Consider the following 14,586-nt stretch of genomic DNA (forward strand, 5'->3'; position numbering starts at 1 on the left):
AATTATGTCAACAATGAGCCTAACAACGTTAGTGGAAAAATTGTCACCCACCGCAACGGTGAGTCTTGAAGCGGCGGCGTCGCTTTGTAATAGTCGAAGTCATAGCTGCGTTGAAATACAGCACTGGCTTTTGGCTATGTGCCAACAACCAAGTAGTGACTTGTTGGTTGTATGTGAGCAGTATGAAGTGAATGTCGATAGACTCGTTTTCGCCCTTAATCAGGATCTTGAATCGTTAAAGTCGGGTCATGATAGCGCGCCTAGCTTGTCCAAGCAGTTGGTCTCACTGATTGAGTCCGCTTGGGTGAGCTCGACGTTGGCATTTGGCGAGATTGCCATTGAGCCTATTCACGTGATTCATGCTTTGCTTAGCGATGAAAGCTTGATTCCGTTTACCCCAGGCTACTTACAGAAACTGTCTGCGATTGATCCCGCAGGGCTGGTTAAAAACTGGCAAGGCAGTGATACAGGCTCCGATTTATCACAAAAAGATACTTCGCCGATGAGCGCGACTTCATCGTCTCCAAACCTTGAACAGTTTACTGTTGATTTGACACAGATAGCGAAACAGGGTGGCCTTGATCCGATACTTGGTCGTGATGACGAGATACGGCAAATCATCGATGTGTTAATGCGTCGACGTCAAAATAACCCTATTCTCACTGGTGAAGCTGGTGTAGGCAAAACAGCGGTTGTAGAAGGTTTGGCGCAGCGTATTGCTAAAGGTGATGTCCCAGAGAGTCTGCGTGATGTCAGAGTCTTGTCGCTGGATTTAGCTCTGCTTCAGGCCGGTGCAGGTGTGAAAGGCGAGTTTGAAAATAGGCTTAAAAACGTCATCAAAGAAGTGAAAGCGTCGGTTACGCCAATCGTCATTTTTATTGACGAAGCACACTCGTTAATTGGTAGTGGAGGTGGCGCAGGTCAAAATGATGCGGCAAATATTCTTAAGCCGGCATTGGCTCGAGGTGAGCTTCGAACCATTGCAGCAACGACCTGGGCGGAATACAAAAAATACTTTGAAAAAGACGCGGCATTGACTCGTCGTTTCCAAGTCGTAAAAGTGGAAGAGCCGAGTGAAGAGTTAGCGATTACTATGCTCAGGGGACTGCTTCCTGTTATGGAAACGCATCATAACGTCACGATTACAGACAAAGCGTTGCAAGCAGCGGTCAAACTGTCGAGTCGATATATTAACGGTCGCCAGCTTCCCGATAAAGCTGTGGCCTTGCTCGATACAGCATGCGCCAGAGTCGCGATCAGTCAAGTGGCTACCCCTGCCAGTGTTGAGTCTCTCGATAGACAGTATGATGCTCTGATTGCGCAGCGAAACTTGCTGGAGCAAGAGCAAGCCACCGGTACAAACCATCGTGGGAAGCTTGCGGAGTTAACCGAGCAACTCGATGAGGTAAGCAAGCAACGCGAGGCCGCGAATGCAAGTTGGCAGTGGCAACGAGAGCAGTTGGAGTCGGCAATTGCCCTAAAGCACCAAATTCTATCGGCTGCAGATACAGACGTAACCGATGTTTGTCAGCAACTGACAGAAGCGAAAGCATCATTGAATGAGTCCGAGCAAAGCATGGTGCATTTGGAGGTCGATGAAAACTTAGTTGCGCAAGTGATTTCAGACTGGACTGGAATACCACTTGGGCGAATGAGAGTCGATCAGTTGGCAGCACTACAAGCACTGACGCCGCGCCTTCAACAGCGCATCATAGGTCAAGATCATGCCCTGGAGCGAATTAGTCAGGTGGTGAAAACTGCCCGTATGAAACTGAGCGACGAAAATAAACCTGACGGAGTATTTTTGCTAACAGGGCCAAGTGGAACGGGTAAGACAGAAACTGCTTTAGCACTCGCTCAGCAAATTTACGGCAGTGATGATAGTATCACAGTTATTAACATGTCTGAGTTTAAAGAAGAACACAAAGTTTCTTTATTGCTTGGCTCCCCTCCAGGATATGTTGGATATGGAGAAGGAGGAGTATTAACCGAAGCGGTTAGACGTAAGCCTTATAGTGTGATACTTCTCGATGAAATGGAAAAAGCGCATCCTAGTGTACAAGATGTTTTTTACCAGATCTTCGATAAAGGTATAATAAAGGACGGCGAAGGGACGGATATAGATTTTAAAAACTGCATTATTATCATTACTTCGAATGTTGGTTCTGATACAACAGAGAATTTATTTGAAGATAGAGAAACAGCACCGGGAGCAGAAGGACTCACTGAAGCGTTGCAGAACGATCTTCTGGAAGCATTCAAACCTGCTTTTTTGGGAAGGCTGAACATTATCCTTATGTGCCTTTGAGCCAAAGTGACATAGAAGCCATTACTAAGTTGCAACTTGACAGAGTGGCGAATCGATATCGACAGCACTACCAGGCTGAGCTTACTTTTGATGAGAGTGTCATATCACATATCAATAAAACTACAAATAATGTGGGAGTTGGCGCTAGGGCGATTCAACTGCATATACAGAATGTACTATTACCATTTTTATCGGAACTATTAATGGAAAGATTAGTAGAAGAGAAAGATATGTCTGCAATTCAATTGTCAATTGAGGGTGATACTTACGTTTCTGTAAATAGCTAATTGTTAATATTGTCGAATGCTGTTCTTGAAATAGCGTAAACCTAATTTAGGTTTTGTAAATATATAAGTCGATACTAAAGATTATGTTCTAGGTCGAATGCTGATGCTATTAGTTGAAGACGTAGGGCAGCGATTAAACACGTCTGTGTTTTATGATGATATATCCATAATGGATAGTTAATTTAAATATAGCAGCTAAAGGAGATTAGCATGCAAGCTAATACTTATTTGAAGTACGGTGACATTAAAGGCGAAGCAACGGCTGAGCAATATAAAGATCTTATCACTTTGTTGTCAGTGGATTGGGCCGTAAATCGTGAAATTACGTCGTACACAGGTACAGCGCAAGATCGCGAAGCCAGCGCAACACGTTTGGGTGACATTACCATTACTAAACTACAGGACAAAGCGTCACCAGACCTGTTTAAAGAAGCAACGATTGGTAAAGGCAAGCCTGCGGTTTTTCATATCACCAAGCAGGGTGAAAAAGTAGAAGAAATCATGAAGATCGAGCTAACAGATGCAATGATTTCTAACTATTCAGTATCGATTCAAGATGATCGTCCAACAGAGAGCATCACTATTTCTTATACCGAGATGATGATGACGGTGACGCCAACAGACGATCAGAACAATGTTCAAGCGCCATTGGTTTACGGCTACAGCGGTATAAAAGGCCAGCAAATGTAAGCCATAACTGCGAGATGCTTCGATATCGTTGTTGTCTCTAAAAGTCCTCAAACTGCAGGGTGTGACTAAGCATTCTGCATTTTGAGGCGTTCTACAAAACTTTGGTTGTTTATCAGTAATAGGCTCGGCAATGCTACTTACCCAAGATGCTAATACTATCCAAATTGAAACGTCGTTAGGAAAGGATAGGCTTTACTTATCAAAGTTTGACCTTGTCGAACAAATGTCAGCACCTTTCTCAATAACGGTTTCATGCTTCACTACTGGCGCAGAGATTAACCAACGAGACATTATCGGGAAAAGCGCTCATATCACGCTCAAGTATCAGCAAGGTCATCTACCAACGGAGCGATATTTCCACGGAGTGATTCATAAAGTGCGAGGCTTAGGGCGACGCACGCCAAGTGGATCGGGAGGCGTTGAGTTTCGGGATTATGAGTTTGTTATTCAGCCTCAGATTACGTTTCTAAGACAGAGAAAAAACTGCCGTATCTACCAGAAACAATCCGTGATTGATATCGTATCCAAGCTTTTGTCTGAACATGATGTTAAATTTGCCCTAGATACCAAAGCGACGTACCCAAAGTTCGAGTACAAAGTACAGTACAATGAATCGGATTTCGATTTTGTTCAGCGTCTGCTGAGAGACGCGGGCTTATTCTATTTCTTTGAGCACAAGAAAACAGACCATATATTGGTCTTGGCTGATTCTGTTACAGCGTATCGGCAGGCAGAAGAAAGTTGCGTTGCGTATACCACAGGGACACTTGCAGAGAACCATGTCCATAGTTGGTCCGATTGCTTAACTATCCCCCGGGAAAAAACACCCACCAGGCCTACGATTTTTTTAATCCGGATGTGAAGCCAAGTGGCGATGCCAACAACGCTTCCTTGGCCTCGCAACAAACTTCGACAGAAGTGTTTAGCTATGTTGCTGAGTCTGAAAAAAAGGCTGACTTGAATCATGCCTCGGATATTGAGTTGGCAGGGTTGCGACTGGAGCATGAAATTTATGAGGGTAAGAGCAGTTGCAGTTCATTTGCGGTGGGACACCACTTTGCCTTTTCGGAGCACGAAGACCGAAGTTTGGTTGGTCGCAGCTATCTGATTACAAGCCTTAACCTGCGTGTAGAAATTGCCAATCAAGTTGGCGCTAACAAGCAAAGTAAGCAGGTGATAGAGAATCACTTTCGATGCATACCCGCAGATACTTTGTACCGCTCGACTCCAACGGGCTCTAAGCCCACGATTATGGGCGTACAAACAGCCTTAGTAACCGGAGAAGAAGGCGAAGAGGTGTGTGTCGATGAGTATGGCCGCATCAAAGTGCTGTTTCATTGGGATAGGGAAGGAAAAGCCAACAATCAGAGCTCTTGTTGGGTGCGTGTGGTTCAATCATGGGCAGGCAATGGTTATGGGAGTAGCTTCTGGCCCAGAGTGGGTCACGAAGTATTAGTGAGCTTTTTAGAAGGGGATCCTGACCAACCTGTGATCACCGGTACTTTGCATAACGGTAATCAGCATCCTCCGTACTCGCTGCCAAGCCAAAAGTTTACATCAGGGATAAAAACTCGATCGGCTGAGGGCTCTGCGAGCAATTTCAATGAACTCCGATTTGTTGATAAAAAAGGGGAGGAATTGCTTTACCTTCAGGCTGAAAAAACGATGCAAACTCAAGTAAAAGAGAGTTGTATTGAACAGATAGAGAAGGATCTTCAATCTACGGTTGGCGGCAATTGGACGTTGAACGTGGGTGATAGCTCGAAAGTAGAGACGGGATCATCAGTAGAACTGTTGGCGGGAGAGTCGATTACAATCAAGACTGGCAGTGCTTCAATTACGTTATCGAGTGGGGGCGAGATAGACATTAAAGGCTCTTCAATCAAGATTAATGGTAGTGACATCGCGTTGAGCGCAGGCTCGATTGCCTTGAATTAGCGTGTGGTGAGCTGAAATGATTTTCTCAGTTGAACCCAGCATAGTCATGCTAGGTCAGTACGGTCTGGCGCAAGGAACGCTGTCGAGTATAAAAGACTGGCCTTTACGACCTCATTCCGCCAATCATGATAAGCGAAGTTATCGTGAATACGGTTTCGATGGGGGCATGCTGAGCAGCTCAGGCATCTTCAGTTAGATGTCGATAGTATTTTCATTTTACTTCCAGAGTGCGATGAAGAGCCAAGTCTTTGTGCTGAAGTGCAATATTTACAAGATCTTGCCCCTCAAATATTTGAGCACTCTAATGTGCTTTTGTTTCCGTTTGGCAGTGCGTCGATAGCGATGGCACTGCGACACGCCAAACAACAGTTCGAGAAAGGGGTGAGTCGTATTGCTTTTGTGAGCATTCATCTCAAAGAGCAACTCGAGATAAAAAACAATGTTGAAGGTATCATTAGTGATTCTCTTATCGTCGCCACATTGAAAAAACGCGATCATGGATTGCAAGTCTATTGGAATGGTTATGAAGTACATACGAAAGACAAAACGTTAAGTGTGCCGATCGCGTCGCTATTAAATCGAGCAAACCAAAGCGGTATCGATGGCCTTGCACATTGCTACTTACCCATCGCTTTTGATGATGCGCTAAAACAAAGCATCTTGAGCAATATTGACCAGCTCTCGTCTATCATCACCTCAAAAACGGAATTTGTGTTTCTCGATATATTGCTGGGCAATCTGGGTGCTTGTGCGGGACTCTATAGTTTGTGTCATATGTCGGAGCAGTACAAAAAAGGTGACTTCAGCGGATACACTTTGCAGCTTGACGTGGCTGAGCGGCGCTACCGAAGTGTTTTGCTTATTGGTTGGTCGCAGTAATCAATGGATTGCATGAGAACATACAGCCAAACGAGTAAAGACATAGCAACTTAAGGCCATAAGGTATATAATTCTGCGCCGTAAAATTAACAACAATAATGTGACAACGTGGAGTAGAACATGTCCTTAAACACACCAGTGATTACTGTGGATGGACCAAGTGGTGCTGGTAAAGGCACGCTGTGTATGCTGTTGGCTGAAAAATTAGGCTATCACTTACTGGACTCTGGGGCGATTTACCGCGTTTTAGCATTAGCGGCGATTCACCACGGAGTAGATCTAGAGTCAGAAGATGCGTTGGTACCGCTAGCAATGCATTTAGATGTACAGTTTGTTGCTGAAGGCGAACTGGTCAAAGTGATTCTGGAAGGGGAAGATGTGTCTGGTGAGCTTCGTAAAGAAGAGACCGGTAATGCAGCTTCTAAAATAGCGGCACTGCCACGCGTACGTGAAGCATTATTACGTCGTCAACGTGCATTTAACATTGAACCTGGATTGGTTGCTGATGGCCGTGATATGGGTACGGTCGTTTTTCCTGAAGCGCCAGTCAAAATCTTCTTAGACGCAAGCGCGCAGGAAAGAGCGCAAAGGCGTTTTAAGCAGTTGCAACTAAAGGGTTTAGATGTTAGATTTGACGACCTTTTGAGCGAGATCGAAGAACGAGACTACCGAGATCGCAACCGAGCGGTTGCCCCTCTTCGTCCGGCTGATGACGCTCTAGTGCTAGATTCAACCTCGCTAAACATCGAGCAAGTGTTGGAAAAAGCGCTACAATATATCGAATCTAAACTCACTAAGTAGCCTCTAACAGGCACTGCTTTTAGTAGAAAGAGCTTGGTGAGCTTTGAGCCGTTGGTCGCAAGGATGATGACCGACTAAATTATCAACCCCATGCGGTAGGATGCCCATGGACGTTTACTTATTGAAGATTAAATAATGACTGAATCTTTTGCTCAACTCTTTGAAGAGTTTCTAAACGAAACAGAATTCCAACAAGGCAGCATCGTTAAAGGTACTGTAGTAGCTATCGAGAACGGTTTCGTTCTTGTTGACGCTGGTCTTAAGTCTGAGTCTGCTATCCCTGCTGAACAGTTCAAGAACGCTGCTGGCGAACTTGAAGTTGAAGTTGGCGCTGAAGTTGACGTAGCTCTAGACGCTGTTGAAGACGGTTTCGGTGAAACTCAACTTTCTCGTGAGAAAGCGAAGCGTCACGAAGCTTGGATCGTTCTTGAGAAAGCTTACGAAGAAGCTGAAACTGTTGTTGGTATCATCAACGGTAAAGTTAAAGGCGGTTTCACTGTTGAACTAAACGGTATCCGTGCTTTCCTTCCTGGTTCTCTTGTTGACGTACGTCCAATCCGTGACACTGCTCACCTAGAAAACAAAGAGCTAGAGTTCAAAGTTATCAAGCTAGACCAGAAGCGTAACAACGTTGTTGTTTCTCGTCGTGCTGTTATCGAATCTGAAAACAGTGTTGAGCGTGACGAACTTCTTGAAACTCTACAAGAAGGTACTGAAGTTAAAGGTATCGTTAAGAACCTTACTGACTACGGTGCATTCGTTGACCTTGGCGGTGTTGATGGTCTTCTACACATCACTGACATGGCGTGGAAGCGCGTTAAGCACCCATCTGAGATCGTTAACGTTGGTGACGAGATCCTAGTTAAAGTTCTTAAGTTCGACCGTGAGCGTACTCGCGTATCACTAGGTCTTAAGCAGCTAGGTGAAGATCCATGGGTAGCAATCGCTAAGCGTTACCCAGAAGGTCACAAGCTAACTGGTCGCGTAACTAACCTAACTGACTACGGCTGCTTCGTTGAAATCGAAGAAGGCGTTGAAGGTCTAGTACACGTTTCTGAAATGGATTGGACTAACAAGAACATCCACCCATCTAAAGTTGTTAATGTTGGCGACGAAGTTGAGGTTATGGTTCTTGATATCGACGAAGAACGTCGTCGTATCTCTCTAGGTCTGAAACAGTGTAAAGCTAACCCATGGCAGTCATTCGCAGAAATGCAAGCTAAGGGCGACAAAGTTACTGGTAAGATCAAGTCTATCACTGACTTTGGTATCTTCATCGGTCTAGAAGGCGGCATCGACGGTCTAGTTCACCTATCTGACATTTCTTGGAATGTTGCTGGTGAAGAAGCAGTTCGTGAGTACAAGAAAGGTGACGAGATCTCTGCAGTTGTTCTAGCTGTAGACGCTGAGCGTGAGCGTATCTCTCTAGGCGTTAAGCAAATGGAAAATGACCCATTCAATGCTTACGTTGCAGACACTAAGAAAGGTGCTCTAGTTAACGGTACTGTTACTGCAGTTGACGCTAAAGGTGCTACTATCGAACTAGAAGAAGGTGTAGAAGGTTACATCCGTGCTTCTGAAGTATCACGTGACCGCGTTGAAGATGCGTCTCTAATCCTAAGCGTTGGCGACAGCGTTGAAGCGAAGTTCACAGGTGTTGACCGTAAGAACCGCGTAATCAACCTATCTGTTAAAGCTAAGGATGAAGCTGAAGAGCAAGAAGCAATGGCTTCACTGAACAAGCAAGAAGAAGGCGCGTTCGGTAATGCTATGGCTGACGCATTCAAAGCTGCTAAAGGCGAATAATTTACGCCATTAGAGAAAAAGGAGCCGCAAGGCTCCTTTTTTTTGTTTTTATCTTTGCGAAATTTAGACTATTATCAATTTATACAGGCAGTTAGTGCATTGTTGATGTAGAATGTATGTAGACCGCTGTCCGCTGTAGTATGAGACATCGAAGATAGAGACACTGAAGATTAAGAGTAACGAGGGTAACTACCTATGACTAAGTCTGAACTGATAGAAAGACTCTGCGCGGAGCAAACTCACTTATCCGCAAAGGAAATTGAAGATGCGGTAAAAGATATTTTGGAACATATGGCCTCTACCCTGGAAAGTGGAGACCGTATCGAAATCCGCGGTTTTGGTAGTTTCTCGCTTCACTACCGCGAGCCACGAGTTGGGCGTAACCCTAAAACGGGTGATAAAGTGGAGTTAGATGGCAAGTACGTTCCACACTTTAAGCCAGGTAAAGAGCTTCGTGAGCGTGTGAACGACAGTCTATAGGGCTTCTATCTTGATGAAACGGCATACTTTTTTAGTGTGCGTTTTACGTTTAGGCGAGTGGCAATGATGAGGTTCACCTGCTTGGATAAAGAATAGGCTAGTTGCTCTAAATATCAGTTAGATTATCAAGATAATTGCCTAAGACCATGGTGCGCCGAGGCAAATTCCTGCATAATCGAGCTATCCAATAACTGTGGCACGAGCATATGAAGATTCTAAAAATAATTGTACTCATCGCATTGTTCCTGGTAACCCTAGCGCTGGGTTCTCAAAACCAGGCAGTGGTAACCTTCAACTACTTGTTAGCGCAAGGTGACTTCCACCTCTCGACGCTGCTAGGCAGTGTATTCGTGGTTGGCTTTGTGGTTGCTTGGTTAATTTTTGGTAGCTTACACCTGAAGTCTCAAATGACGGTGCGTAAGCTAAAGAAGCAGCTGGCTAAACAGACGCTTCTGAATCAAAAGAAGTCGCGACGACCAGCAATTAATGAGATAAAGGGTTAAGGTCGATTTAATTAATGCTTGAGCTATTATTCTTGCTTTTGCCTATCGCGGCGGCCTACGGTTGGTACATGGGTCAGCGCAGCGCTAGGCATGATCGCCAAGAGCAATCGCATCAGATCTCTCGTCAATATATGACGGGCCTTAACCTATTGTTGTCAGATCAGTCAGACAAAGCGGTCGATCACTTCATCGAACTTCTTCAGGTCGACAACGAAACCATTGATACCCACCTTGCTCTCGGCAACCTATTCCGCTCCCGCGGTGAAGTTGACCGTGCTATCCGTATTCACCAAAATCTCATCTCTCGATCTGGACTTACCATTGATCAGAAAAACCTCGCCTTGCAGCAGCTTGCAAAGGACTACATGGTGTCCGGCTTTCTTGACCGAGCTGAGAAAATCTTTGTTCAACTGGTTGATGAGCCTGATCATCGCGAAGCAGCATTAACTCAGTTGCTTGCCATCTATCAGCAAACGAGCGAGTGGCACAAGGCGATTGAGGTTGCGAATGCGCTGCTAAAAATGGGCAAAAAACGCATCAGAAGCAGTATCGCCCATTTTTGGTGTGAGCTTGCCATGATTGAGAAGGCCGATGGCAACACCAACAAGGCCGTTCAGAACTTTAAGAAAGCGCTGGCCGTGGATCCTCGTTGTGCTCGAGCAAGTATTTCATTGGGAAAACTCTATCTTGAAGACGAAGATTATCCGAAAACCATTTCCTACATGGAGTCGGTGCTCGAACAAGATAAAGACTTTATTAGTGAAGTCTTGCCGACTTTAGCGGAGTGTTATCACCACCTTGGCCAAGAACAAGGCTTGGTAGAGTTTCTAAGAGCTAGCATCGATAAAGGGGCAGGGGTTTCTGCAGAATTGATGCTCGCTCAGCTTGTTGCCCAGCATGACGGCACAGAAGCCGCACAAGCGCTATTAACGAGGCAGTTGGTGCGAAGCCCTACAATGAAGGGTTTCTATCGTTTGATGGATTATCATCTGGCCAATGCCGAAGAAGGTAAAGCGAAAGAGAGTTTGACGACGTTGCAATCGCTGGTAGGCGAGCAGCTAAAGACAAAACCGCATTATCGATGTCGCAAATGTGGTTTCTCAACCCATTCACTATATTGGCATTGTCCTTCATGTAAGGGATGGGGTACGATCAAGCCCATTCGAGGGTTGGATGGCGAGTAGCCTAAATCCAAACAGATTTGTAATGCAGCACTTAGGTGCTGCTTTTTTTGAGTAAAACGAGGAGCGAAAATGATTGACCAAAAAGTGATTGTTGCACTGGACTATGATAACCAAGCCGATGCATTAGCTTTTGTCGATAGAATTGACCCAAGCTCTTGCCGACTGAAGGTGGGCAAAGAGATGTTCACACTATTTGGTCCTGAGTTCGTAAAAGAGCTGCACAAGCGTGGCTTCTCAGTATTTCTAGATCTTAAGTTTCATGACATTCCTAACACTTGTTCTAAAGCCGTTCGCGCTGCAGCTGAAATGGGTGTTTGGATGGTAAATGTTCACGCTGGTGGCGGTGAGCGTATGATGACGGCATCTCGCGAGATCTTAGAGCCTTACGGTAAAGATCGTCCGCTACTCATTGGTGTAACGGTACTGACTAGCATGGAGCAGTCTGATCTAGCAGGTATCGGCATTGATGTAGCGCCTCAAGAACAAGTACTTCGTTTGGCGAATCTAACCAAGAATGCTGGCCTAGACGGCGTAGTTTGTTCGGCGCAAGAAGCAAGCATGCTTAAAACAGAGCTAGGTAAAGAGTTCAAATTGGTGACACCAGGTATTCGCCCTGCAGGCGCTGCAGTAGGCGACCAGAAGCGTATCATGACACCAGATATGGCAATTCAAGCGGGTTCAGATTATCTCGTGATTGGCCGCCCAATCACTCAAGCTGAGGATCCTGCCAAGGTACTTGCAGAGATCAATGCTTCTCTAAGCTAATCGTCTCGCTGCGTTAGTCGATAAGGTAAAACTAAAAATGCCAGAGCTAAATAGCTCTGGCATTTTTGTATCAAGCAGGGATACCACTGTGAAACTTAAAGTCAGTATCTGGCGAGGAAATCAGTTCAGCCTCCACTTTGCCGAAGTACGCTACTCTTTCACTGATGTCTTTGCCTGCCACTTGCTCTGCCAAAGCTAAGTAGTCTTGATAGTGACGAGCTTCAGAGCGCAGCAGGGAGACATAAAACTTCGCGATATCGTCATCCATAAACGGTGCAAGTTTGGCAAAACGTTCACAAGAGCGCGCTTCGATATACGCCCCAATGATCAGTTTGTCGATAAGTGTGTTGGGTTCATGCGTTATCATGTGGCTAAGCAGTCCCTTGGCATAGCGACTCGCTGGTATTGATTCGTAGGGAATGCCTTTTTTCTCCATGATTTCTAACACTTGGTAGAAATGATGTAATTCTTCTTTGATCAGTAGAACCATTTTGTCGATCAAATCTTGGCTGTAAGGCGAGTCTGATTTAGCAATGATCGATTTAGAAATATTACTTTTGCCTTTCAAAGACGCCATGTCACCAATGTTGCGATACGCAAAGTCCTCATAAGGCTTGAACCAGTCAAACAGTGCAGAGCTGCTTTGTTTATCAACGGCATACTTACGAATTAAATACATCGCAGATTGGCCGGCTTTAAGCTCGCACAATAGGTGATCAATCAAGATCACGGGTAGGTTTTCTGGGCGTTTGGCTTCTTCTACCCAGGCATTGGGCGTTGAGCATTGCAGAAACTGATTGATGGGTTCTAATATGGCGTCGATTTGAGAAGGACTGATCATGGCTCTTTTCGTTGTTGTTGAATTAAAAAAGGCCGCGTTTGCGACCTTGGTTAACTCTACCACTTTTTCTTCTCACCAAACAGCGCATTGATGTCGTCATCTCGCTCACTGTTGGCTTGTTGCTGCTTCTCTTCAGCCTTGGCTTGGCGAGAGTTTTGCAGCTTGTCGAGCATCTCGGTGAGCTTCTCTTTCGCTTGAATGGAGTAGTTGTCGTTCTTCGAGCTGAGTGCATCAATGCCTTTTTTCAGCAGCTGTGCGGCCGTACCAGGCTGCCCTTTTGCCATAGAGTCATGAGCACGTTTGACGACGTTCTCAATGTTGATGCGGATTTGGATCGTTTCAAGGCGCGCATTTTCAACCATATAAGACTGCGTATCCATACGTCCTTTGTTGTGCTCAGTGCGTACAGTATCGCGCAGGCGTTTGACCAGTTTCAACATAATGATCGCTTGCTTGTCGCTGGTTGGCACTTTGAACGATGTCGCTTCACTGCCTTCGTAGTTTTCTTGCAGTTGCTGAATCTGTGTCTTTGCCGCCTCGACGCGTTGCGCCAAGTGTTTGTTCTTAGGATCCAACTCATGCATGTTCGTAACGGCATCTAAAATGCGGTTGTGAAGACATAGCATTAGCTCCTTACTGTATGGCAAGTAGCTCGCACCACTGATCAATTCTTCAGTGGCATCAATCAAAGCAACATATCTGGCCGATTCTTGCCTTCTAGTGGCTTCGGCTTTTAGTTTGTATTGCAGCATGATGTTGTAGCCCAGTACTAAAACCAGCAAAAGGGCGACGAGCGCAATAATTAAACCAATATTCATAACGTTTTGTATCTACAATGAGTTTCCCTACAGTCTAATGAGACAGGATACACCAAAGGCTAACTGACCAACACTGCAAAGTTGTTGAATTGGTCATAATCCGAGGAAAACGTGGGAACTTTCTGAACGGGTTTGAGAGGTAGAACAATTCCTATCCAAAAAAACTGTTAATCTGTTTAGTAATTCGTTATAACTAATGATTATATGCTAAGGCTGGCGGTGGTGAGCTGAGCCGAAAATTTTGACAAGGATGAAGACGAGCAGATGAAGTTACAGCAGTTAAAGTACATTGTCGAGGTGGTGAACCATAATCTAAATGTGTCCGCGACCGCAGAAAGTCTCTATACCTCTCAGCCTGGTATCAGTAAACAAGTTCGCTTGTTGGAAGACGAATTAGGGATCCAAATCTTTGAGCGTAGCGGTAAGCATTTAACTCAGGTGACCAACGCCGGTGAAGACATCGTTCGAATCTCTCAAGAAATTCTGTCTCGAGTGGAAAGTATCAAAGCCGTAGCAGGGGAGCATACCCATCCTGAAATGGGCACATTGAACATTTCAACTACGCACACACAGGCTCGCTACGCGCTTCCTGAAGTGATTAAAGGATTCACCGCTCGTTACCCGAAAGTGTCGCTGCACATGCATCAGGGCACGCCATCGCAAATGTCAGAAGCAATTGCGAAAGGTACGGCAAACTTTGCGATCGCCACAGAAGCGCTCCATCTTTACCAAGATGCGATCATGCTACCTTGTTATCACTGGAACCGCTCTATTGTGGTGCCAAAAGACCACCCTCTTGCGCAAAAAGACCACGTAACGATTGAAGATCTTGCCGCCTATTCTTTGGTGACTTACGTATTTGGCTTTACTGGACGCTCAGAGCTCGATACTGCATTTAACAAAGTAGGACTGACACCAAAAGTTGTCTTTACAGCAACGGATGCGGATGTAATCAAGACTTACGTACGTATGGGTATCGGTGTGGGTGTGATTGCCAGTATGGCGATGGATGATTCTCAAGATACTGACCTTGTAGCTATTGACGCTAGCCATATCTTTGGAGCGAGCACCACAAGCATTGGGTTTAGAAAAGGTACCTTCTTGCGCTCTTACATGTACGATTTCATGGAGCGATTTGCTCCTCATTTAACTCGTCCAGTGGTTGAGCAGGCGATTTCACTTAAGTCGAACACCGAAATTGAAGAGATGTTCAGAGATATCGAATTGCCGATTCGATAACACAAAGTGCTTTTGTTAGTACTCACTTCCCCCTACAATCCATGCAG

General features: G+C 45.3%; 14 protein-coding genes and 1 pseudogene. 13 read left to right on the plus strand and 2 right to left on the minus strand.

What is annotated here, in order from left to right:
• Positions 1 to 4: 4 nt before the first annotated feature.
• The 12 genes and pseudogenes from tssH to pyrF all read left to right on the plus strand — a co-directional run bounded on the left by tssH (position 5) and on the right by pyrF (position 11,641).
• A pseudogene (gene tssH, locus TZ48_RS02515) lies at positions 5 to 2,595 on the plus strand (type VI secretion system ATPase TssH).
• A gap of 210 nt (positions 2,596 to 2,805) precedes the next feature.
• Complete coding sequence (locus TZ48_RS02520; protein WP_112478149.1) at positions 2,806 to 3,285, plus strand: Hcp family type VI secretion system effector; 480 nt, start codon at positions 2,806 to 2,808, stop codon at positions 3,283 to 3,285.
• A 130-nt stretch (positions 3,286 to 3,415) separates the two neighbouring features.
• The gene (locus TZ48_RS25700) at positions 3,416 to 4,147 is read left to right on the plus strand and encodes a type VI secretion system Vgr family protein (protein WP_112478225.1); all 732 of its coding nucleotides are present in this window, start codon (positions 3,416 to 3,418) and stop codon (positions 4,145 to 4,147) included.
• Positions 4,144 to 5,223 carry a type VI secretion system tip protein TssI/VgrG gene (gene tssI, locus TZ48_RS25705; RefSeq protein ID WP_275426399.1) on the plus strand — a complete coding sequence of 360 codons (1,080 nt, stop codon included), beginning with the start codon at positions 4,144 to 4,146 and terminating at the stop codon, positions 5,221 to 5,223. Before TZ48_RS25700 ends, tssI begins: the two co-directional genes overlap by 4 nt.
• A 16-nt stretch (positions 5,224 to 5,239) precedes the next feature.
• On the plus strand, positions 5,240 to 5,419 hold the full coding sequence (locus tag TZ48_RS24300; RefSeq protein ID WP_162674469.1) for a hypothetical protein: 180 nt from the start codon (positions 5,240 to 5,242) through the stop codon (positions 5,417 to 5,419).
• 62 nt (positions 5,420 to 5,481) lie between these two features.
• Positions 5,482 to 6,102: a hypothetical protein gene (locus TZ48_RS02535; protein WP_112478151.1), complete on the plus strand. Its 621-nt coding sequence runs from the start codon at positions 5,482 to 5,484 to the stop codon at positions 6,100 to 6,102.
• A gap of 120 nt (positions 6,103 to 6,222) precedes the next feature.
• Complete coding sequence (cmk, locus tag TZ48_RS02540) at positions 6,223 to 6,903, plus strand: (d)CMP kinase (RefSeq protein ID WP_112478152.1); 681 nt, start codon at positions 6,223 to 6,225, stop codon at positions 6,901 to 6,903.
• A gap of 135 nt (positions 6,904 to 7,038) precedes the next feature.
• Positions 7,039 to 8,709, plus strand: a complete 1,671-nt coding sequence (gene rpsA, locus TZ48_RS02545; protein ID WP_042499254.1) for a 30S ribosomal protein S1 — start codon at positions 7,039 to 7,041, stop codon at positions 8,707 to 8,709.
• Positions 8,710 to 8,904: 195 nt separating this feature from the next.
• On the plus strand, positions 8,905 to 9,189 hold the full coding sequence (gene ihfB, locus TZ48_RS02550; protein WP_112478153.1) for an integration host factor subunit beta: 285 nt from the start codon (positions 8,905 to 8,907) through the stop codon (positions 9,187 to 9,189).
• A gap of 206 nt (positions 9,190 to 9,395) precedes the next feature.
• Positions 9,396 to 9,692 (plus strand): LapA family protein, encoded by a 297-nt coding sequence (locus tag TZ48_RS02555; protein WP_112478154.1) that lies wholly within the window; start codon positions 9,396 to 9,398, stop codon positions 9,690 to 9,692.
• Positions 9,693 to 9,706: 14 nt separating this feature from the next.
• A complete protein-coding gene (gene lapB, locus TZ48_RS02560; RefSeq protein ID WP_112478155.1) occupies positions 9,707 to 10,876 on the plus strand; it encodes a lipopolysaccharide assembly protein LapB in 1,170 nt (389 codons plus the stop codon).
• A 69-nt stretch (positions 10,877 to 10,945) separates the two neighbouring features.
• A complete protein-coding gene (gene pyrF, locus TZ48_RS02565) occupies positions 10,946 to 11,641 on the plus strand; it encodes an orotidine-5'-phosphate decarboxylase (RefSeq protein WP_042499261.1) in 696 nt (231 codons plus the stop codon).
• 70 nt (positions 11,642 to 11,711) lie between these two features.
• Here the strand turns inward: pyrF and miaE are convergent, their stop codons facing one another.
• Together miaE and TZ48_RS02575 are read right to left on the minus strand one after the other, a co-directional pair.
• Entirely contained in the window at positions 11,712 to 12,482 is a 771-nt protein-coding gene (gene miaE, locus TZ48_RS02570; RefSeq protein ID WP_112478226.1) for a tRNA isopentenyl-2-thiomethyl-A-37 hydroxylase MiaE, read from the minus strand.
• Between the two features lie 56 nt (positions 12,483 to 12,538).
• Positions 12,539 to 13,300: a DNA repair protein gene (locus tag TZ48_RS02575; protein WP_112478156.1), complete on the minus strand. Its 762-nt coding sequence runs from the start codon at positions 13,298 to 13,300 to the stop codon at positions 12,539 to 12,541.
• 264 nt (positions 13,301 to 13,564) lie between these two features.
• On the opposite strand from TZ48_RS02575, the gene cysB reads away from it, so the two are divergent.
• A complete protein-coding gene (cysB, locus tag TZ48_RS02580) occupies positions 13,565 to 14,539 on the plus strand; it encodes an HTH-type transcriptional regulator CysB (RefSeq protein WP_112461995.1) in 975 nt (324 codons plus the stop codon).
• The last annotated feature ends 47 nt before the right edge of the window (positions 14,540 to 14,586 follow it).

The organism is Vibrio variabilis (assembly GCF_003263785.1).
Taxonomy (GTDB): Bacteria; Pseudomonadota; Gammaproteobacteria; order Enterobacterales; family Vibrionaceae; genus Vibrio; species Vibrio variabilis.

Excerpts from the sequence above, each read along its gene's own strand:
- TZ48_RS02520 (WP_112478149.1), top strand. The coding sequence starts at position 2,806 with ATGCAAGCTAATACTTATTTGAAGTACGGTGACATTAAAGGCGAAGCA.
- TZ48_RS25700 (WP_112478225.1), top strand. The coding sequence starts at position 3,416 with ATGCTACTTACCCAAGATGCTAATACTATCCAAATTGAAACGTCGTTA.
- TZ48_RS24300 (WP_162674469.1), top strand. The coding sequence starts at position 5,240 with ATGATTTTCTCAGTTGAACCCAGCATAGTCATGCTAGGTCAGTACGGT.
- cmk (WP_112478152.1), top strand. The coding sequence starts at position 6,223 with ATGTCCTTAAACACACCAGTGATTACTGTGGATGGACCAAGTGGTGCT.
- rpsA (WP_042499254.1), top strand. The coding sequence starts at position 7,039 with ATGACTGAATCTTTTGCTCAACTCTTTGAAGAGTTTCTAAACGAAACA.
- ihfB (WP_112478153.1), top strand. The coding sequence starts at position 8,905 with ATGACTAAGTCTGAACTGATAGAAAGACTCTGCGCGGAGCAAACTCAC.
- TZ48_RS02555 (WP_112478154.1), top strand. The coding sequence starts at position 9,396 with ATGAAGATTCTAAAAATAATTGTACTCATCGCATTGTTCCTGGTAACC.
- lapB (WP_112478155.1), top strand. The coding sequence starts at position 9,707 with ATGCTTGAGCTATTATTCTTGCTTTTGCCTATCGCGGCGGCCTACGGT.
- pyrF (WP_042499261.1), top strand. The coding sequence starts at position 10,946 with ATGATTGACCAAAAAGTGATTGTTGCACTGGACTATGATAACCAAGCC.
- miaE (WP_112478226.1), bottom strand. The coding sequence starts at position 12,482 with ATGATCAGTCCTTCTCAAATCGACGCCATATTAGAACCCATCAATCAG.
- TZ48_RS02575 (WP_112478156.1), bottom strand. The coding sequence starts at position 13,300 with ATGAATATTGGTTTAATTATTGCGCTCGTCGCCCTTTTGCTGGTTTTA.
- cysB (WP_112461995.1), top strand. The coding sequence starts at position 13,565 with ATGAAGTTACAGCAGTTAAAGTACATTGTCGAGGTGGTGAACCATAAT.